The sequence below is a fragment of the Saccharothrix longispora genome, from assembly GCF_031455225.1.
Classification (GTDB): domain Bacteria; phylum Actinomycetota; class Actinomycetes; order Mycobacteriales; family Pseudonocardiaceae; genus Actinosynnema; species Actinosynnema longispora.
In genome coordinates, this window is sequence record NZ_JAVDSG010000001.1 from 928,945 (window position 1) to 946,800 (window position 17,856).

Annotated in this window: 20 protein-coding genes; 5 read left to right on the forward strand and 15 right to left on the reverse strand. The window is 73.4% G+C overall.

Annotated features, from left to right (window positions below; all coding sequences use genetic code 11):
* Positions 1-34 precede the first annotated feature (34 nt).
* From J2S66_RS04090 to J2S66_RS04130, 9 genes are all read right to left on the reverse strand, one after another.
* Positions 35-1,819 carry an ABC transporter ATP-binding protein gene (locus J2S66_RS04090; RefSeq protein ID WP_310303958.1) on the reverse strand — a complete coding sequence of 595 codons (1,785 nt, stop codon included), beginning with the start codon at positions 1,817-1,819 and terminating at the stop codon, positions 35-37.
* The gene (locus J2S66_RS04095) at positions 1,816-3,705 is read right to left on the reverse strand and encodes an ABC transporter ATP-binding protein (RefSeq protein WP_310303963.1); all 1,890 of its coding nucleotides are present in this window, start codon (positions 3,703-3,705) and stop codon (positions 1,816-1,818) included. Before J2S66_RS04095 ends, J2S66_RS04090 begins: the two co-directional genes overlap by 4 nt.
* Complete coding sequence (locus J2S66_RS04100; RefSeq protein ID WP_310303965.1) at positions 3,702-4,622, reverse strand: glycosyltransferase family 2 protein; 921 nt, start codon at positions 4,620-4,622, stop codon at positions 3,702-3,704. Before J2S66_RS04100 ends, J2S66_RS04095 begins: the two co-directional genes overlap by 4 nt.
* Before the next feature lie 346 nt (positions 4,623-4,968).
* A complete protein-coding gene (locus tag J2S66_RS04105) occupies positions 4,969-5,943 on the reverse strand; it encodes a GNAT family N-acetyltransferase (protein ID WP_310303967.1) in 975 nt (324 codons plus the stop codon).
* Between the two features lie 106 nt (positions 5,944-6,049).
* Complete coding sequence (locus J2S66_RS04110; protein WP_310303969.1) at positions 6,050-6,328, reverse strand: hypothetical protein; 279 nt, start codon at positions 6,326-6,328, stop codon at positions 6,050-6,052.
* A gap of 107 nt (positions 6,329-6,435) precedes the next feature.
* Entirely contained in the window at positions 6,436-7,266 is an 831-nt protein-coding gene (locus J2S66_RS04115; RefSeq protein WP_310303971.1) for an ABC transporter ATP-binding protein, read from the reverse strand.
* Positions 7,263-8,312, reverse strand: a complete 1,050-nt coding sequence (locus tag J2S66_RS04120) for a FecCD family ABC transporter permease (protein ID WP_310303973.1) — start codon at positions 8,310-8,312, stop codon at positions 7,263-7,265. The genes J2S66_RS04115 and J2S66_RS04120 overlap by 4 nt, the downstream gene beginning before the upstream one ends.
* Positions 8,309-9,352, reverse strand: a complete 1,044-nt coding sequence (locus J2S66_RS04125) for a FecCD family ABC transporter permease (RefSeq protein ID WP_310303975.1) — start codon at positions 9,350-9,352, stop codon at positions 8,309-8,311. Before J2S66_RS04125 ends, J2S66_RS04120 begins: the two co-directional genes overlap by 4 nt.
* Positions 9,349-10,398, reverse strand: coding sequence for an iron-siderophore ABC transporter substrate-binding protein (locus tag J2S66_RS04130; RefSeq protein ID WP_310303977.1), 1,050 nt, complete (start codon positions 10,396-10,398; stop codon positions 9,349-9,351). Before J2S66_RS04130 ends, J2S66_RS04125 begins: the two co-directional genes overlap by 4 nt.
* A gap of 453 nt (positions 10,399-10,851) precedes the next feature.
* Between J2S66_RS04130 and J2S66_RS04135 the strand changes: the two genes are divergently transcribed.
* Positions 10,852-11,238 carry a VanZ family protein gene (locus J2S66_RS04135; RefSeq protein ID WP_310303979.1) on the forward strand — a complete coding sequence of 129 codons (387 nt, stop codon included), beginning with the start codon at positions 10,852-10,854 and terminating at the stop codon, positions 11,236-11,238.
* Positions 11,239-11,289: 51 nt separating this feature from the next.
* On the opposite strand, the gene J2S66_RS04140 is transcribed toward J2S66_RS04135, so the two are convergent.
* The 5 genes from J2S66_RS04140 to rpmB form a co-directional block, all read right to left on the reverse strand.
* Positions 11,290-13,347, reverse strand: a complete 2,058-nt coding sequence (locus J2S66_RS04140) for a PQQ-dependent sugar dehydrogenase (RefSeq protein ID WP_374726185.1) — start codon at positions 13,345-13,347, stop codon at positions 11,290-11,292.
* A gap of 480 nt (positions 13,348-13,827) precedes the next feature.
* Entirely contained in the window at positions 13,828-14,061 is a 234-nt protein-coding gene (gene rpsR, locus J2S66_RS04145; RefSeq protein ID WP_310303983.1) for a 30S ribosomal protein S18, read from the reverse strand.
* 9 nt (positions 14,062-14,070) lie between these two features.
* On the reverse strand, positions 14,071-14,367 hold the full coding sequence (gene rpsN, locus J2S66_RS04150) for a 30S ribosomal protein S14 (protein WP_310303985.1): 297 nt from the start codon (positions 14,365-14,367) through the stop codon (positions 14,071-14,073).
* Positions 14,367-14,534 carry a 50S ribosomal protein L33 gene (gene rpmG / locus J2S66_RS04155; protein ID WP_053715063.1) on the reverse strand — a complete coding sequence of 56 codons (168 nt, stop codon included), beginning with the start codon at positions 14,532-14,534 and terminating at the stop codon, positions 14,367-14,369. Before rpmG ends, rpsN begins: the two co-directional genes overlap by 1 nt.
* Positions 14,534-14,773, reverse strand: a complete 240-nt coding sequence (rpmB, locus tag J2S66_RS04160) for a 50S ribosomal protein L28 (RefSeq protein WP_310303989.1) — start codon at positions 14,771-14,773, stop codon at positions 14,534-14,536. The genes rpmG and rpmB overlap by 1 nt, the downstream gene beginning before the upstream one ends.
* A 48-nt stretch (positions 14,774-14,821) precedes the next feature.
* On the opposite strand from rpmB, the gene mrf reads away from it, so the two are divergent.
* From mrf to J2S66_RS04180, 4 genes are all read left to right on the forward strand, one after another.
* Positions 14,822-15,916, forward strand: a complete 1,095-nt coding sequence (gene mrf, locus J2S66_RS04165; protein ID WP_310303991.1) for a ribosome hibernation factor-recruiting GTPase MRF — start codon at positions 14,822-14,824, stop codon at positions 15,914-15,916.
* The gene (locus J2S66_RS04170; RefSeq protein ID WP_310303993.1) at positions 15,913-16,164 is read left to right on the forward strand and encodes a type B 50S ribosomal protein L31; all 252 of its coding nucleotides are present in this window, start codon (positions 15,913-15,915) and stop codon (positions 16,162-16,164) included. Before mrf ends, J2S66_RS04170 begins: the two co-directional genes overlap by 4 nt.
* A complete protein-coding gene (gene rpmF, locus J2S66_RS04175) occupies positions 16,164-16,325 on the forward strand; it encodes a 50S ribosomal protein L32 (protein ID WP_310303995.1) in 162 nt (53 codons plus the stop codon). The genes J2S66_RS04170 and rpmF overlap by 1 nt, the downstream gene beginning before the upstream one ends.
* A 297-nt stretch (positions 16,326-16,622) precedes the next feature.
* A complete protein-coding gene (locus tag J2S66_RS04180) occupies positions 16,623-17,066 on the forward strand; it encodes a hypothetical protein (protein WP_310303997.1) in 444 nt (147 codons plus the stop codon).
* On the opposite strand, the gene J2S66_RS04185 is transcribed toward J2S66_RS04180, so the two are convergent.
* Complete coding sequence (locus tag J2S66_RS04185) at positions 17,059-17,628, reverse strand: GNAT family N-acetyltransferase (RefSeq protein WP_310303999.1); 570 nt, start codon at positions 17,626-17,628, stop codon at positions 17,059-17,061. The two genes, J2S66_RS04180 and J2S66_RS04185, sit on opposite strands and share 8 nt — an antisense overlap.
* Positions 17,629-17,856: the final 228 nt, after the last annotated feature.

The following is a 17,856-nucleotide window of genomic DNA, read 5'->3' on the forward strand; positions in this document are numbered from 1 at the left end:
ACTGCGGCCGCCACTGCGGCGGGCACCGGGACGCTCAGCCGTACGCCTTCGCCTGGAGCGCGAACAGCTCCGCGTACAGGCCCCCGGCGGCGGTGAGCGCCGCGTGGTCGCCCGTCTCCACCACCCGGCCGTCCTCGACCACGACGATCAGGTCGGCCGAGCGCACCGTGGAGAACCGGTGGGACACGAAGACGGTGATCCCGCCGGTCCGGGCGGCGACCCGCTTCGCGTGCTCGGCGTACCGCTGGAACAGGGCGTGCTCCGCCTCGGGGTCCAACGCCGACGTCGGCTCGTCGAGGACCAGGAGCAGGGGCTCCTCGCGCATCAGCGCCCGGCCGAGCGCCAGCTTCTGCCACTGGCCCCCGGACAGCTCCACGCCGTCCGCGTAGCTCTTGCCGAGGTGGGTGCGCAGGCCGTCGGGCAGGTCGGCCGGCACGCCGGCGGCGTCCGCGCGGTCCAGCGCCGCGAGCACGGCCGGTTCCGACGACACCCTGGGCAGGTCGCCCAGGCCGACGACCTCCTGGACCGGGAACTCGTACCGGACGAAGTCCTGGAACCCGGCGGCGATCCGCGCGCGCCACTCGTCGACCCGTGTGCCGTGCAGGTCCGCCCCGTCGACCAGGACCCGGCCCTCGGAGGGCCGGTAGAACCCGCAGAGCAGCTTGACCAGGGTCGACTTGCCGGCGCCGTTCCCGCCGACGACCGCGACGGTGGCCCCGGCGGGGAGGTGCAGGTCCACCCGGTGCAGCACGGGGGCGTCGGTGCCGGGATAGGTGAACGCCACGCCGTCGAGCGTGATCCCGTCGTGCAGCCGCCGGGGCGGCGAACCGCGGCGCGGAGCCGGGGCGTCCGCCGCCACCGACGCGGTGACCTCGGCGAGTCGCCGGTACGCGCCCGCCATCCGCTGGAGGTCCTGGAGGAGGGAGACGGCCGTGGCGACCTGCTGGTTGACCTGGGCGGCGAGCACGATCACCAGCACGACGTCGCCGACGCCGCGCCGCCCGGCCATCGCGTCGCGCACCACGAGCAGCACGCCCGCGACGTACGCGACCGCGAAGACGACCTGCCCCGCCGCGCGCAGGCACGTCGCGGTGAGCTGCGCGCGCCACAGGCCCCGCGTCGCCTCCGCCCACAGCCGGCCGTGCCGGGCGCGCAGCTCGCCCTGGACCCGGGACACCCGCAGCTCGCCGGCCAGGCGGGCGGACGTGGCCAGGTGGAACAGGTTGAGCGCCGCCCTGGTCGGCTCGGCGGTCGCCGTCCTCGCCCGGTCGAGCACCCGCTCGGCCGCGCGGCCGGCGAGCAGGGGCGGCACCGCCGCGACGGGCAGCAACAGCAGCAGCGGGTTCCGCCCGGCCAGCAGGACCGCCGTGAGCACCACGGCGAGGAACAGGCCGGCCCCGTTGAGCAGCGCTTCCAGCCCGGTCCGGAACCGCCTGCCCTCCTGCCGCAGCACGGTCCACGTGTCGGCGTGCTCGGCCCGCTCGTGGTGCTCGATGCCGGCCGAACCGTTCGACACCTCGACCACCCGCTCGTCGAAGTCCAGCTCGGCCAGCTCGGCCAGCTCGTAGTAGGCCAGGTGCGCGAAGTGCGAGAACGCCAGCACCGCCACCGCCAGCGTGGCGACGACCACCCCGGCGAGCACCGCGCGTCCCGGCGCGCCCGCGACGACCTCGCGGGTCATCCACCCGAGCGCGGCGGCCAGCAGCGGCGCGGCGACGGCGCCGGCCGCCATCAGGGCCACCGCCACCGCCGTCTTGCGCGGGTCCGACCGCCACGCCGTGGCGATCATGGTCCGCGCGCCGGTCAGCAGGACCCTCACCGGACCGACCCCTCCACCGCGTCGACGAACCGGTCGGCTTGGAGCCGGAACAGCTCCGCGTAGCGCCCGCCGCGGGCCAGCAGCTCCGCGTGGCCGCCCTGCTCGGTGACCCGGCCGTGCTCCAGGACGACGATGACGTCGGCGTGCCGCACGGTCGAGAACCGGTGGGAGATCAGCAGGGTGGTGGCGCCCTCGGCGAGGTCGGCGAACTCCTCGAAGAAGCCGGCCTCCGCGCGCACGTCCAGGCTCGCCGTCGGTTCGTCCAGCACCACGACCCGCGCGCCGTGGCGCAGCGCGAACAGGGCCCGCGCGAGCGCGACGCGCTGCCACTGGCCGCCGGACAGCTCCGCGCCGCCGGTGAGGTGCCGCGCCAACGGCGTGTCCAGCCCCTGCGGGAGGCGGGCCACGGCGTCCGCCAGGCCGACGGAGTCGACGACCTCGCGGATCGTCGCCCGGTCGTCCAGCGCGTCGACGGCGCCGAACCCGACGTTGTCCGCGACCGAGGACTCGTACCGCACGAAGTCCTGGAAGATCACGCCGATCCCGGCCCGCCACTCGTCGACCGGGAACGCGCGGATGTCGACGCCGTCCAGCGTGATCCGGCCGGAGGTCGGCTCGTAGAGCCTGGCGAGCAGCTTGACCAGGGTGGTCTTGCCCGCGCCGTTGACGCCGACGATCGCCGTGCGGCGACCGACCGGGATCGTCAGGTCCAGGCCGTCGAACACCGCCCGCGGCTGACCGGGGTAGCGGAAGGCCACCCGCTCGAACCGGATGACGCCCACCGGCTCGGGCACGGCCCGCCGCGGCGCGGGGCCGGGGGCCTCGTCGTGCTCGGCGTCGTGCTCGGCGACGTGCTCGGCGAACCGCCGCACCGCGTCATGCGCCCGCATGCCGATCGCGGTCGGCAGGTCCGCCTCCGGGTAGTGCTCGGCCAACCGCAGCAGGCTCAGCGTCGCCGTCGCGACGAGGACGAACCCGGTGAGCGTCATCCCGTGCGCCGTCGCGCCGAGCGCCGCGAACACCGCGCAGGTGACCGCGAGGCCCACGACCGAGAGCCGGACGAACGGCCACAGGTAGATGGCGCGGCGCTCGGCCCAGAGGGGCGCGAGGAAGCGGAGGTGGGCGTCCCGCAGGCGCCCCCGCAGCCAGTCGGCCAGGCCGAAGACCCGGATCTCCTTGCCGGCGGAGGCTCCGCCGGCCAGCTCGCGCAGGTAGTCGATCTCGCGTTGTTCGGCGGCGAGCAGGGACCGGCTCCTCGCGTACCGGCGCAACCCGCCGCGCTGGCCGTGGCGGAACAGCAGCACGGTGACGACCAGCGCCGCCGCCGCGGGCCACGAGAACACCAGCCCCACCGCCACCGCCTGACCGGTCAGCTCGGTGTACCGCGCGATCAGCGCGAGCAGGCCGGTGGCCGCCCGGCCGGGGCTCTGCACGCCGAACTCCACCTCGCGCGCGGCGGTCCGGAGCGCGTCGAGCGCCCGCTGGTCCTCCAGCGGGCCGAGGCCCGGGCTGCGCAGCGACGCGGCCATCAGCTCGTCGAACACCAGGCCGTCGACGCGGCGCGCCGCCAACTCGCCCAGGGCCCGCTCGACCGGGGAGAGCAACTGCCTGGCGACGAACGCGCCGGCCGCGACGCCGAACACCGCCACCAGCGAGTCCCAGGCGCCGGAGTCCAACCCCGTGTCCACGGCCGCGGGGACCCGCCCGAGCACCACCGCCGTCGCCACGGTGAACACCACCGGCAGACAGCCCAGCAGCAGGTTCACCCCCACCGAGGCGGCGACCAGCGGACCTCCGGCGCGGGGGAGCAGCCGGGCGATGTCCCGTCGTGCGGCCCACTGCTCGCGCGCGGCGCGCACCCAGGAGCGGTTCCCGATGCCGGTCATCCCCCCGACGACCCCGACCGCGCCAGGTGCTCGCCGCACCGGGGCAGACCGCGTTCCGCGACGACGTCGTTGAACGCGGAGAAGCGGATCGGGGGTTCCTCGACCAGCAGCCGGATGATCGGGGTCCGGTACTTGTCCACGATGTAGCGGTAGTTCTCCAGGGCGGACCTGCTGTTCTCGCCGTGGTCCTTCTCGTGCGGGTAGTGGATGGAGGCGGCTTCCCGGAGCACGCCGAACCGGGCGCCGTCGCGGTGCAGCCGATAGGCGAGGTCGAGGTCCTCCCCGCCCCACTGCCGGAACGCCTCGTCGTACATGCCGACCGAGCGCACCTGCTCCGTGCGCGCGGACGCGTGGCAGGTCCAGTACATCAACCAGGGGGCCGGGAGGTGGCCGAAGTCGTCGGAGTGCCGGGTGTAGAAGGGTTCGCGCACGTCCGGCCACGACGCCGTCCGGGCCAGGTGCGCGGTGGTCGAGTCGACGTCGTCGACGTCCACGACCTCGCGGATGAGCCGGGCGTCCTCGTTGTCGAGGTTGAAGCAGTACACGTACCCGTTCAGCGCCAACGGTTCCGCGGCGGCCTCGTGGGCGGCGACGTGCGCGCTCAGGCTCGCCGAGTGGAGCAGCACACCGGAGTCGACGAAGACGCAGACCTCGCCGCGGGCGTGCCGGATGCCGATGTTGCGCGCCCGCGCGACCCGGTAGCCCTCATCGGGCTGGTGGAAGTACCGGAGATCGAGGCGGTCCCCGAACCCCCGCACCGCCGCTTCCGTGCCGTCGCCGGAGCCGTCGTCGACGACCAGCACCTCGAACCGGTCACGCGGCAGGTCTTGCTTGGCGAGCGCGTCGAGCGTCAGTTCCAGTAATCGCCTCCTGTTGTAGGTCGGGATGATCACGGTGCAGCGCAACGAGCTACCCACGAAAGCTCTCCTCCGGAGGTCCCGGCCGGCCGAGGCGAGGGGGAAGATCCGCTCTCGGGCGATTCCGGGCGATCACCGCGCAAGTCTGCCGACGCGCGTGAGCGCCGGTCAACACCGCGCACGAAGTCCCGGTGACGCCGGCCGTCTCATTTCGGAGGCCGGGTGGACCTGTCGACAACGGCCCGTGCGGTGGTCGCCGTCGAGCCGTGATCGCCCGTTCCGCGGCAGCGCGGCAGCGCGCCTTCCCGTTCACGCGGCGGCCGTGGCGGCACGGGGGCGCCCCCGCAGGCGCCATCGCTCCGGTGTCCTCTTCGGACGGACGGACGCGGCGAGGCGCGACGCGCGGTCAGACCTCCAGGGCCCAGCGCACGTACCGCGTCGTCGGTGTGAAACCGGCCTTCCCGAAGAGGGTCGGCGCCCCGGAAGAACCGGCCGAGTCCACGCTCAGGCTCGCCCGGTCGTAGCCCCGGTCCTCGGCGACCCGCAGCGCGTGCCCGACCAGCGCTCCGGCAACGCCCCGACGCCGGTGCCCCGGGAGCGTCCCGACGATCGTGAAGTGCGCGTCGCGGACGCCGGTGGCCACCGTGTCCGCCTCCCAGCACAGGGTCACCAGCACGCCCACGGGGGTCCCGGTCGCGACGTCGCGGAGCAGGAAGCTCACCTCGGGGCGGAACGTCTGGTTGACGACCTTGTTCCGCCAGGAGTCCACGGGCATCGGCGTCGCGCCCCAGTGGTCGCGGAACGACTCGTTGCGCACCGACCGGAAGTCCTCGTCGACGCGCTCGGACCACGGCTCGACGCGCAGCCCGTCGGGGACCGCCGTGTCGGGGACCGCGTCACCGAGCGGGTGCTCCATGCGCAGGTAGTGGCGGACCGGCGCGAAACCCCGGGAGCCGACGAGGTCGGCCACGCCGGCGATGTGCTCGCACTTGTGGACGTCGACCACGAGCTTCGCCCCCGGGTGGTGCAGCGCGTGCACCACCTTCGCCGCGGCCACCCCCGCGTCCACGAGCGCGGCGCCGACGCCCCGGCCGCGGTGGGCGGGGTGCACCCCGCCGTCCAGGAAGACCCGGTGCACCTCGTCCGCGGTGGGCTTGTGGCGGATCTTCACGTAGCCCACCATCACCTCGCCGTCGAACGCGGCGAGGCTCGCGCGCTCCAGGTCCGCGCAGGGGTCGACCAGTTCCTGGAGGGTGTCCTGCTCGGTGTAGTGCTCGCCGATCCGGTCGACGGCCTCGATGGCGTTGAGGAGGTCGGCCGACGCCCTGGCGTCCTCCGGGGTGAGCGGCCGCCACGTGAGCGGGGTGGGGTGTCCGTGCATGCGTCGGACGGTAGCCCCGCGTCCGCGGGCTGTCGTCCCCTTTGCCGACCGGGGACGCGGGGTGATCAGGTGGAGCAGGACGAGCGGTCCCGGATGGCAGGGGCGCTCAGGCGTCGCCGCGCATCGAGCGGCGGATCTCCTCCAGCTTGTCGAGGCCCGCCTGCCGGCGCGCTTCGAACCGGTCCTCGACCGACTGGGCCTCCGGGGTGGCGTGGGCGAGTTCCTCGGCCCCGATGCCGGTGGCGACCCGGTTCTCGATGCGGTCGCGGACGTGCTCGAAGGTGGGCACCCCGTCCTCGCCGTAGTCACCGGCTGGCACCGCGTGCCGGGGCGCGTCGTCCGCGACGATCTCGGCGTCGACCACTGGTTCCCGCTCCGCGTCCACTGCCCCAGCTCCGTTCGTCCGCCTCAGCCCGGTCCGTCTGCCTCAGCCCGGTGCGCCTGCGTCGGTTCGGCTCGTCGCACCGCCTCCGACACTACCCGGAGCAGGTGTCACCGCGCCGGTTCCGGGTCGTCGACGGCGACGCGGGTGTGGTGCTTGCCCATCGGGAGCATGAGCGGTTTGCCGGACACGGGGTCGACGATGACCCGGCAGTCGAGCCCGAAGGTGGCGCGCACGCCCTCGGCGGTGAGGACCTCCTCGGCCGTCCCCGCCGCGTGCAGACCACCGCCGGCCAGCGCGATGAGGTGGTCCGCGTAGCGCGCTGCCAGGTTGAGGTCGTGCAGCACCATGACGATGGTCGTGCCGCGCGACCGGTTGAGGTCGGTCAGCAGGTCCAGCACCTCGATCTGGTGGCTCACGTCCAGGAACGTCGTGGGCTCGTCGAGCAGCAGCAGGTCGGTCCGCTGCGCCAGCACCATCGCGATCCACACCCGTTGCCGCTGGCCGCCGGACAGCTCGTCGACGGCCCGGTCGGCCAGGTCCACCGTCGCGGTCGCCTCCAGTGCCGCCGCCACGGCCTCGTCGTCCTCCCTGCTCCAGCGCGACAGGACGCCCTGGTGCGGGTGGCGGCCCCGGCCGACGAGCTCGGTGACCGTGATGCCCTCCGGGGCCAGCGGCGACTGGGGCAGCAGGCCCATCGTGCGGGCCAGTTCCTTGGCGGGCATGCGGTGCACGAGCTTCCCGTCGAGCAGCACGCGACCGGACTTCGGCGCGAGCAGCCGGGACATCGAGCGCAGCAGCGTCGACTTGCCGCAGGCGTTCGCGCCGACGATCACCGTGATCCCGCCGGGCGGCACCACCAGGTCCAGTGAGGTGATGACCGCCCGGTCGCCGTAGCCGATGGTCAACTCCTCCACCGCGAGCGTGCGGGTGGTGGTCACAGCGAGCCTCCGGCGCGGTTGGTGCGGATGATGAGGTAGATCAGGTACGGCGCGCCGAGCACGCCGGTGACGACGCCGACGGGGTACCGCGCGCCCAGCAGGAACTGGCCGGCGAAATCGCCCACGAGCACCAGCAGCGCGCCGACCAGCGCCGCCGGGAGCATCAGCGACCCGCTCGGCCCCACCAGCCTGGCGGTGATCGGCCCGGACAGGAACGCGACGAACGCGATCGGCCCGGTGGCCGCCGTCGCGAACGAGATCAGCCCGACCGCGCAGACGATCACGACGATCCTGGTGACGTCGAGGCGCACGCCGAGCGCCGAGGCCGCGTCGTCGCCGAGCTGCATGGCGGCCAGCCGCCGGGTCTGGGCCAGCAGCAGCGGGGCGAGGACGACCACGGCGCACAGGACCGGCACGACGTCCGACCAGGCGGCGCCGTTGAGGCTGCCGGTGAGCCACCGCAGCGCCTGCTGGAGGTCCCACTGGCCGGCGCCGCTGAGCACCCAGTTGATCACGCTGTCCAGCACCGCGGCGATGCCGATGCCGATCAGGATCAGCCGGGTGCCCGCGACCCCGTCCCGGTAGGAGAGCAGGTAGATCAGCAGCGCGACGCCGAGCCCCGCGACGATGGCGGCCACCTCGACGAGGGCGCCGGACAGCGAGAGCGTGACGATCGCGAACGCGGCGGCGGCACTGGCGCCCGCGCTGACGCCGATCACGTCCGGGCTGGCCAGCGGGTTGCGCAACATGCTCTGGAAGGTCACGCCACCGAGGCCGAAGGCGAGCCCGACGAGCGCCGCCAGCACCGTGCGCGGCAACCGCAGGCGCCCGACCGTGAACGACGCGCCGGGCACCTGCTCCCCGAGGATCACGGCGAGCACGTCACCCGGCGGGTAGAACCGCCCGCCGACCATGAGCGACACCGCCATGGACACTAGGACGAGCACCGCGAGCACCGCGATCACGGCGCGGCGGCGCCGGGCCTGGCGGACCCTCGTCCGGACCACGAGGTCGACGGTCGAGAGGACGGGGGGAGTGGCGTTCACAGCGCTCGGACCTTCTGCCGGCGGACGATCCAGATGAAGAACGGCGCCCCGACGAGCGCGGTGATGATGCCGACGTCGATCTCCTCCGGCCGGGCCACGAGGCGGCCGACGACGTCGGCGGAGGTCAGCAGCACCGCGCCGCCCAGGGCGGAGAACGGCAGCAGCCGGCGGTGGTCCACCCCGACCAGCAGCCGGCACAGGTGCGGCACGACCAGGCCGACGAACCCGATGGGGCCCGCCGCCGCGGTCGCCGCGCCGCACAGCACGACCGCGCCGGCCGAGGCGCCGAGGCGGATGAGCGCGACCCGCTCGCCGAGCCCGGCGGCCAGGTCGTCGCCCAGCGCCAACGAGTTCAACCCGCGCGCGGTGATCGCGCACACGACCGCGCCGACGACCAGGAACGGCAGCACCTGCGTGATCCGGTCGAAGGAGCCGCCGCCGACGCCGCCGACCTGCCAGGACCGGAAGGTGGACGCGATGTCGCCGCGCGCCAGCACCACCGCGCTGATCAGCGACACCAGCGCGGCCGAGGTGACCGCGCCCGCGAGGGCGAGCTTGAGCGGTGTGGGGCCGCCGCGACCCAGCGACCCGACGGCGTAGACGAACACCGCGGCCGCCGCCGCGCCGAGGATGGCCACCCAGACGTGGGAGGTGGGGTCGGCCAGTCCGAACGAGACCATGCCGGTCACCACGGCCAGCGAGGCGCCCATGTTCACGCCGAGGATGCCGGGGTCGGCCAGCGGGTTGCGGGTCACGCCCTGCATGACCGCGCCGGCCAGGCCCAGCGCCGCCCCGACCAGCGCGGCCAGGAGCGTGCGGGGGACGCGCTGCGCGACGGCGGCCCGGGCGAGGGTGTCCTGCGCGCCGCGCACGCCCGCGAGGACGTCGGACACCGAGACGTCGCGCGCGCCGAGCACCACCGAGGCGATCATGGCCGCGAACAGGGCGACCAGCACGACCAGCAGCCACGACGCCCGGACACGCCCCGGGTGCCGCGCGGTGGCGGCAGCCGGGGTCGTCCGGTCGGTCGTCGCGGTCACTTGACCTTGTCTGCGGCGGCCGCGAGCTGGCCGGCGTACTGGTCCAGCACCCACGACACCGACATGGGCGTCGGGTTGGCGGCCGTGCCGGCGGGGCCGGAGCCGGACAGCATCACGACCGAGCCGTTGGCGACCGCGCGCATCTTGGACAGCAGCGGGTTGGCGGCCAGGGCGCGGCCCACCTCCTCGTCGCCGTACCCGACGACGATGTCCACGTCGTCGAACGCGTCGATCTGCTCCGTGCTCTGCCGCAGCGAGAACTTGTCGGTGGTCGCCGACGCCCGGGCGATGCTGCCCGGCGTGGTCAGGCCGAGGTCCTCGAAGAACATCGCGCGGGTGTCGTGCGTTGTGTAGAAGCCGACCTGGCTCAGGTCCGTGGTGTCGAAGTGCGTCATGAACATCGTCGACTTGCCCTGGAGCTGCGGGTACTTCGCCTTGACGTCGTCGATCCGCTTCTCGATGTCGGAGATGAGCTCGTCGCCGTCGGCGGACCGGCCGATCGCCTTGCTGCTCAGCCTGATGCTGTCGCGCCACGGCGTCGCCCACGCCGTCTTCGGGTAGGCCACCACGGGGGCGATCGCGCTCAGCGTGGTGTAGTCCTCCTGCGTGAGGCCGGAGTACGGGGCCAGGATGACGTCGGGCTTGGTGTCGGCCACCGCCTCGAAGTCGATGCCGTCGGTCTCGTCGAACAGCACCGGCGTCGGGGCCTTCAGCTCCTGGAGCTTCTCGGACACCCAGGGCAGCATGCCGTCGGTGTCGTCGTCGCCGAAGTTGGCCTTGGCCATCCCCACCGGCACGATGCCCAGCGCGAGCGGCACCTCGTGGTTGGCCCACGCGACGGTGGCGATCCGCTCGGGCTTCTCGGGGATCGTGGTCGACCCGAGCGCGTGCTCGACGGTGACCGGGAACGAGTCCCCGGCGGCTGCGGACGGACCGGGCGCGGCCGCGTCACCGCCGGTCGCGCTGGTGGACGAACAGGCGCCGAGGACCATCACGGCGGCGGAGGCGATGGCGACGGCCCCGACCCGCAGGCGGCGTGAGCGCACGGGACAACCCCTTTCATCGAGGCAAGGCACCGGTGCCGGTGCCGCACACGGAGCGCCTCGGGGGCGCGGGACCCCGGTTCGGAATCCCGAAGTGTGTTTAGCCTGGCCTAACCTAACCGGCGGCCGATGACCCCGGAAGATCCGCCCGGTGTGATCTGGACCCCGTTCGACGGACGCGGGGCCGGCCGCCCGGCGACCCGGGGATTCCGCGTGTCGCCGGGCGTATCCGCGACCGCATACGCCCTGGCAACCGCGCCTGGTCCCCAATGGGGGCGTGAACCGGAGTCCTTTCCCCTCTGGTGCCGGGCTGTGCTCGTCGGCCTGGCGGTCCTCGGCCTGGCGGGGGCGGCGTTCGCCGTGCGGCGGCCGCTCCTGACGCGCCGCCGGCGTCACGTCGGCGTGGCGGCTGTCGCCGGCCGAGGTGGGCGTGGTCCACGGGACGGTGCCGTTCGTGTGGCTGACCACGATGCCGGGGCCGGGGCCGGTGCCGTCCCCGGTCGGGTGAGCCTGGTCCCGCTGCGGGACCTGCTCACGATGGGACCGCTCGGGATCGGCGGCAACCTGCCGGTCTTCGCGGCGCCGGGGTTCTCCGCCCCGATCCGGTTCGCGGCGTTCGCCTCCGCGCCGAAGGTCCTGGCGCTCGCGGCGGGGTGCTCGGTCCTGGTCGAGACCGCGCAGTACGCGCTGCGGCTCGACCGGGTGTCCTCGGTGGACGACGTGCTGGTCAACGCCGCCGGCGCCGTGCCGGCCGCGCTGGCGTCGCGCCACTGGTGGCGCACCGGGGGCGAGCGCGCGACGACCCGGTCTCCCGAGGTGGTCCGCGGCAACGCCCCGCCGTGATCGGGAAGACCGCGGGGCGGGGCGGAACACCCGCCCCGCCCCGCGGCCTGCTCACCGCCCGAGTTCGACCTTGAGGATGCTCTCGTTGCTGTTGTTCGCGACGCTGTCCTTGTCGCCGCGGGTGCTGGTGGTCAGCCACAAGCCGCCGTCGGCGGACGGTTCCACGGTGCGCAGCCGCCCGTAGGTGCCGTTGAGGTACTGCTGGACGTCGCCCAGGCCGTCGTCGGTGATCTCCGCCCGGTAGAGCCGGGCCCCGCGCAGGCAGGCGAGGTAGAGGGCATCGCGGACCACGGCGATGCCGCTGCACGAGGCCTCGGCGACGGGGTAGGTGCGCTCGGGTGCGATGAAGCCGGGTTCGTCGCAGCGCCCGGTGGTGCCCTCGCAGGCGGGCCAGCCGTAGTTGCCGCCCCGGACGATCAGGTTGGTCTCGTCCATGACGGAGTTGCCGAACTCCTGCTCCCACAGCCTGCCCCGCGAGTCGAAGGCGAGGCCCTGGGGGTTGCGGTGGCCGTAGCTCCACACCGGGGTGCCGAACGGGTTGTCGCCGGGGACCGTGCCGTCGCGGTTGACGCGCAGGACCTTGCCGGCGAGGTTGTCGAGGTCCTGGGCCCAGGTGCCGTTCTGGCCGTCACCGGTGGCGACGTAGAGCTTGCCGTCCGGACCGAACCGCAGCCGGCCGCCGTTGTGGTACTTGTTGCGCGGGATGCCGGTGAGCAGCACCTGCGGGGTGCCCGTGAGCACGCCACCGGTGTAGCGGATGCGCACCACCCGGTTGTCGGTCGGGCTGGTGTGCATGACGTACACCCACGGGTCGGCCGTGAAGTCGGCCGCCACGGCGATGCCCAGGACACCGCCCTCGCCGTCGGTCCCCGCCACGCCCGGCACGCGTCCGAGGCTGGTCTTCGCCCCGGTCGCGGGGTCGAGGCGGACGATGTCGAAGGCGTCGCGGCGGCCGTAGAGCACCTGCCCGCCGGGCAGGGTGGCCAGGCCCCAGGGCAGGTCGGTGTCGGTGGCGACCCTGGTGATCGAGCACAGCGCCGTGGCGCAGGCGGCGCCCGTGGTGACCGTGACCGGGGTGCTCGGGGTGGAGCGGTTGGCCTGCGCGTCGCGCGCCCGCACCCGGTACTCGTAGCGGGTGTTCGCGGCCAGGCCGCTGTCGGTGAACGAGGTCGTCGTCGCGCCGGTGGTGGAGCCGACCTGGGTGCCGTCGCGCAGGACCTCGTAGCCCGTGACGCCGACGTTGTCGGTGGCCGGCGACCAGCGCACCGCGACCGTGGTGCCCGACGCGGTCGCCGTCACGCCGGTGGGGGTGGTCGGCGGCACGGTGTCGGCCTGGCACTGCGGCACGGTGATGGTGACCGTGGGGCTGGCCTGGGAGACGTTGCCTGCCGCGTCGCGCGCGTTGACGTACAACCCCCAGGTGGCCCCCGGCACGACGGTCAGGTCGACCGACCGCGCCGTGCCCGGCACCGAGGTCATGAGCTGCCCGTCGTGGTAGACGTCGTAGAACGCCACGCCGACGTCGTCGGTCGAGGCGGACCACGACAGCGTCACCGAGGAGCAGGTGAGGTTCGAGGTCCGGGGGGCGGCGGGCGCGGTCGGCGGCGTCGTGTCGGTGCCGAGCCGGACCAGTCGCCACTGCTGGCTGGTACCGCCGGTGTCGGGCCACTGGACTACCCGCGCCCCGTCGGCGGTGGAGGAGTCGAGCACGTCGACCGCCTTGCCGGCGGCGCGGTTGAGCAGGCGCACGTGGCCGCCGTCGGAGTCGGCGAGGCGGAACTGCTGGCTCGTGCGGTTGGCGTCGGTGTTCTGCACCAGGCCGGTGCGGTCGGCGGTGGACGGGAAGTCCAGCACCTTGCCGCTGTGGCGCGACTTCAGCCGGTAGTAGCCGCCGCCCGAGTCGACGAACTGCCACTGCTGCCACGCACCGTCGTTGCGGGTGTACTGCGAGATCCGCGCCCCGTCGTTCGTGGCGCGCCCGTACACGTCCAGCACCTTGCCGCTGTTGCGGTTGACCAGCACGTAGGAGGCGCTGGTGTCCACGGTGGCGGCCGACGCGACGGGTGCCGGGACCACGACACCGAGACCCGACAGCACCACCGCGAACACCGCTCCGAGTCGCCGCCGGGCAACGGTGCTCCTCCTGGTCGCGGAGGGTTTTCGCATGGTTGTCCTCTCACGGAATGCAGGGCGAATCATCTTGTTATCGCTAACAAACAATTCGTTTCCTGTGTTGTCGGCGGCGGCGGAGGTGCGCCGGGTCGCGCAGACCGGTGGTCATCCGTGGAAGTGGCCTGCCCGGGGCCGAACGAGGGCGACGCGGGCTCTGTCCGTGCCGGCGAAGCCATGCTCCGCCTCCTTGCGAGCAGGGGGGTGGTGCTCGGTGCCGGATGCCGGGTCGGTGCGACTGGGAGCGCTCCCGAGGGACGGTAGCGCACGTTTTCCGCCACCGACAAGACCGCTGGGCGGGCAGCGCGGCCCGGTTAGCGCTAACACGCTGTATTCCGGCACCGCCGCGTGGACCCCTCACGTGGCCTTTCCGGGAGGGCCGGGTGTGCTCCGCCGGCCCGGCGGAGCACACCCGGTCGGTCAACGCCCTTGGCTGGGGTAGGGAAGCAGCGCCATCTCGCGGGCGTTCTTGATGGCGGTGGCGACCCGGCGCTGCTGCTGGGGGGTCAGGCCGGTGACGCGGCGGGAGCGGATCTTGCCGCGGTCGGAGATGAACTTCCGCAGCAGCGCGGTGTCCTTCCAGTCCACGTCGGCGATGCCCTCCTTGTGCAGCAGGTTGGCGCGGCGCTTGGCGGGGCGTTCGGGGCGGGGCACGGTCTCCTCCTACCAGCTGGACTTGCTGACGCCGGGCAGCTCGCCGCGGTGCGCCATCTCGCGGAGTCGGATGCGGGACAGGCCGAACGCGCGGTTGAAGGCCCTGGGGCGGCCGTCCACGGCGTCGCGGTTGCGCAGGCGGGTGGGGCTGGCGTCGCGCGGCAGCCGCTGGAGCGCGGCCAGCGCCTCGTCGCGGCGGTCCGGGTCGAGCCGGATGATCTCCTTCAGCTCGCGCCGCCGCTCGGCGTGGCGGGCGACGACCTCCCGGCGCTGCCGGTCCTTGGCGATCTTGGACTTCTTGGCCATCAGCGCTCCTCCTTGAAGTCGACGTGGCGGCGCACGACGGGGTCGAACTTCCGCAGCACGAGCCGGTCGGGGTCGTTGCGGCGGTTCTTGCGGGTGACGTAGGTGTAGCCGGTACCCGCGGTGGACCGCATCTTGATGATGGGTCGGACGTCGGTGGACTTGGCCATCAGACCTTCACCCCCTGGCGGCGCAGCTCGGCGACCACGGACTCGACGCCGCGCCGGTCCACGGTCTTGATGCCCTTGGTGGACACCGTGAGCACGACGAACCGGTTCTCCGAGGGCAGCCAGTACCTCCGGCGCTGCGTGTTGGGCAGCCAGCGGCGGGACGTGCGCCGGTTGCTGTGCGAGACCTGCTTGCCGAAGCCGGGTTTGCGCCCGGTGACCTGGCAGTGCCGTGAGGACACACCAGCCTCCATTTCGAAACGACAATCGTTTCCGTTAGGCTAGCCCACATGCGGACAGAAGTCGTACTGGTGGCCGGCCTGGCGGACCACGACGTGGCGGAGGAGCTCTGGCGCGCCTGCCCCGGATCGGTGCTCGTGCGCCACGACCTGCGCGACCTCGCCGGTGGCGTGGTGCGCCGGTGGGTGGACGGCGAGCTGACCGTGCTGGAACTCGCGCACGGCTGCGTCTCCTGCACCCTGCGGCTGGACCTGCTGCCCCTGCTGGAGCGGCTCGGCGGCCGGGTGGTGGTCCACCTGGACCCCGCGCTGGAGCCGGAAGCGGTCTGCTTCGCCCTGCGCGAGGTCGACGTGCGGGTGGAGGCCGTGGTCACCGTGGTGGACCGGGCCGCCTGGCTGGCCGACGCCACGGGTGAGGACGCGCTGGCCGACCGCGGCCTGGCCGCCGCCGAGGCCGACGACCGGACCGTGGCGCAGGTCGTCGTGGGGCAGGCCGAGTTCGCCGACGCCCTGGTGCTGACCGGCGCCGGGACCGACCCCGTCCTCGACGCCGTGCTCGACCGGCTCAACCCCCGCGCGCCGCGCCGCGACCGGCACGCGCTCGACGCGGCGGAACTGCTGGCCGCCGTACCCGACGACGCGCGCCGGGGGCGCTTCGACGACGGCTTCGGCACGCTGCTGCACGGGCAGCCGCCGCTGGAACCGGCGCACGGCGTGGCGGTCGTCCACTTCGTCGAACGGCGCCCGTTCCACCCGATGCGCCTGCACGAGGCGCTCGACGTCCTGTTCGACGGCGTCGTGCGCACCCGCGGCCGGGTGTGGGTCGCCAGCCAACCGGACACCGCCCTGTGGCTGGAATCGGCGGGCGGCGGCCTGAGCGTGGGCAACCTCGGGCCGTGGCTCGCCGCCGTGGACGACTGGTCGGGGTTTCCGGTCGAGCGGCGGGCCGCCGCTTCGGCGACGTGGGACCCGGAGCACGGCGACCGGTCGCAGGAACTGGTCGTCATCACGGCCTCCGCCCCGGCGGAGGGGATCACGGCGGCACTGCGCGAGGCGCTGGTGACCGACGAAGAACTGGCGCTCGCCGACGAGTTGGAGTTCGTCGACCCGTTCGCCGAGTGGCACGACGAGATGGAGGAAGCGTGAAGCAGGGCATCCACCCCGACTACCACCCGGTGGTCTTCCAGGACCAGTCCACGGGCAAGGCGTTCCTGACCCGGTCCACGGCCACGTCGGACCGCACCGTCGAGTGGGAGGACGGCAACACCTACCCGCTCATCACGGTCGACGTCACCTCGGACTCGCACCCGTTCTGGACCGGCAACCAGCGCGTCATGGACACCGCCGGCCGGGTCGAGAAGTTCAACCGCCGCTACGGGAAGAGGAACCGCTGATGGCCGTCCCCAAGCGCAGGACCTCCCGCAGCAACACCCGCCACCGCCGCTCGCAGTGGAAGGCCGAGGTGCCCGACCTGGTCCCGGTCACCACCCTGGACGGCCGCAAGCTCACCGTGCCCCGACGGCTCGTCGCCGCCTACCGCAGGGGTCTGCTCTGACCCACCCCGGAGGGGGCGGGACCGATCGCCCCCGTCCGACGTGACACGGCCCCGCCCGGTGGGTGGGGCCGTGTCACGCTCGGGCGTCCGCGGGGTCGCGGCCACCGGGGCGGGTGTCGTCGTGCTCGTTCCTCGGCCGCGTCGAGCGCGGGCGGTCCCCGATCGCACGGTCGGACCGGCGCAAGATTTTCGTTTCGGGGACGTTCGTCCCACGTCCGTTCGGCTTACTGTCAAATCCCGGCCCCCGTGCGAAGGTGAGTGCCGAGATTCCGTTTCCGTCACCCCAGGAGTGGAACGATGACGTCGAAGGTGCTGTTACGCCTGGCCGGAGTCCTCGGTGCCGCGCTGTTGTCCGCCACAGTGGCCGCGGTCCCCGCGCAGGCCGCCCTCGATTCCGGTCAACCCGTGAACATCCAGCTTCGCGGCTACTCGTCCACCGGGGCGGAGACGCAGGTGGGACGCATGACCGGCACCATCCGATTCGACAACGGCAACTCGCTCTTCCGGTTGGACGTCACCGTGGAACGCCAGTCGAGCTACGTCGACAGCAAAGTCCGCATCGACGTGAACGGCTCGTCGCACGAGTACGTCTACCAATCCGGCGTCATCGCTCGTGATTTCCCGTACGGCGGAACGGTGCACAACGTCCAGTTGACCTTGGAAGGCCTGTACTACGACGGCGCGACCAACAGGACGAAGACGGTCACGCGCAGCGCGTTCTACGACAACCCGTTCAACTGACGGCGGCGCGGACCCGACCGGACGGGGTGACCGGGGACCGCACGCCGAACCACTGCTCGGCGCCGTACGCCTCGAACCTCTCGACCTCGGTGAACCCCAGCTTCGCCGCGAGGCGCATCGCGCGGTCGTTGGCGGTCTGGGTGCAGAGCGCCACCTGCTCGCCGGGAAACGCGCCGGCGAACCAGCCGAGCGCCGCCGCGCACGCCTCGGCGGCGTACCCGCGCCCCCACGCCTCCGGCAGGAGCAGGTAGCCGAGCCAGGCCTCCCCGGCGTCCGGGCGGGAGGGACCGGGACGCTCCGGGTCGCGCCGGTCGAACGTGACGATGCCGATCACCGCCCCGTCGAGGTCGACCACGAAGAAACCGGGGCGCCGTCCGGGCACCTCGGGCATCGTGCGTTCGAGTTCGTCACGGGGCCGGGCACCACCGATGTAGGTGCCCACCTCCGGTGAGGCGAACAGTTCGACGAGCGCCGCGCGGTCCCGGGCCTCGGACTGGCGGAGCACGAGCCGCTCGGTCCTGATCGGGGCGGCCGGCCAGGCGGCGGGGCCGGGTTCGGTCATGGCGGGAACGTATCCCACCTGCCCGACCACGAGAACGGCAGCCATGACCGACACCGAGGACACGCGGACCGCGACCGGCGGCTTGGCGGTCCACCTGCCCGCATTCGTGCTCGCGCAGGCTGCCTGGTCGGCCTGGACCCGGTTCGACCACCGGTACACCCGCCCGTCGACATCCGGCGGCGACCCGGGACCACGTGGCAACGGAACGCGCCCATACCGGTACCGACG

Coding starts and splice junctions, on each gene's coding strand:
- J2S66_RS04180 (WP_310303997.1), top strand. CDS start 16,623: ATGACGTCGAAGGTGCTGTTACGCCTGGCCGGAGTCCTCGGTGCCGCG.
- mrf (WP_310303991.1), top strand. CDS start 14,822: ATGCGGACAGAAGTCGTACTGGTGGCCGGCCTGGCGGACCACGACGTG.
- rpmF (WP_310303995.1), top strand. CDS start 16,164: ATGGCCGTCCCCAAGCGCAGGACCTCCCGCAGCAACACCCGCCACCGC.
- J2S66_RS04095 (WP_310303963.1), bottom strand. CDS start 3,705: ATGACCGGCATCGGGAACCGCTCCTGGGTGCGCGCCGCGCGCGAGCAG.
- J2S66_RS04185 (WP_310303999.1), bottom strand. CDS start 17,628: ATGACCGAACCCGGCCCCGCCGCCTGGCCGGCCGCCCCGATCAGGACC.
- J2S66_RS04105 (WP_310303967.1), bottom strand. CDS start 5,943: ATGCACGGACACCCCACCCCGCTCACGTGGCGGCCGCTCACCCCGGAG.
- rpmG (WP_053715063.1), bottom strand. CDS start 14,534: ATGGCCAAGTCCACCGACGTCCGACCCATCATCAAGATGCGGTCCACC.
- rpsN (WP_310303985.1), bottom strand. CDS start 14,367: ATGGCCAAGAAGTCCAAGATCGCCAAGGACCGGCAGCGCCGGGAGGTC.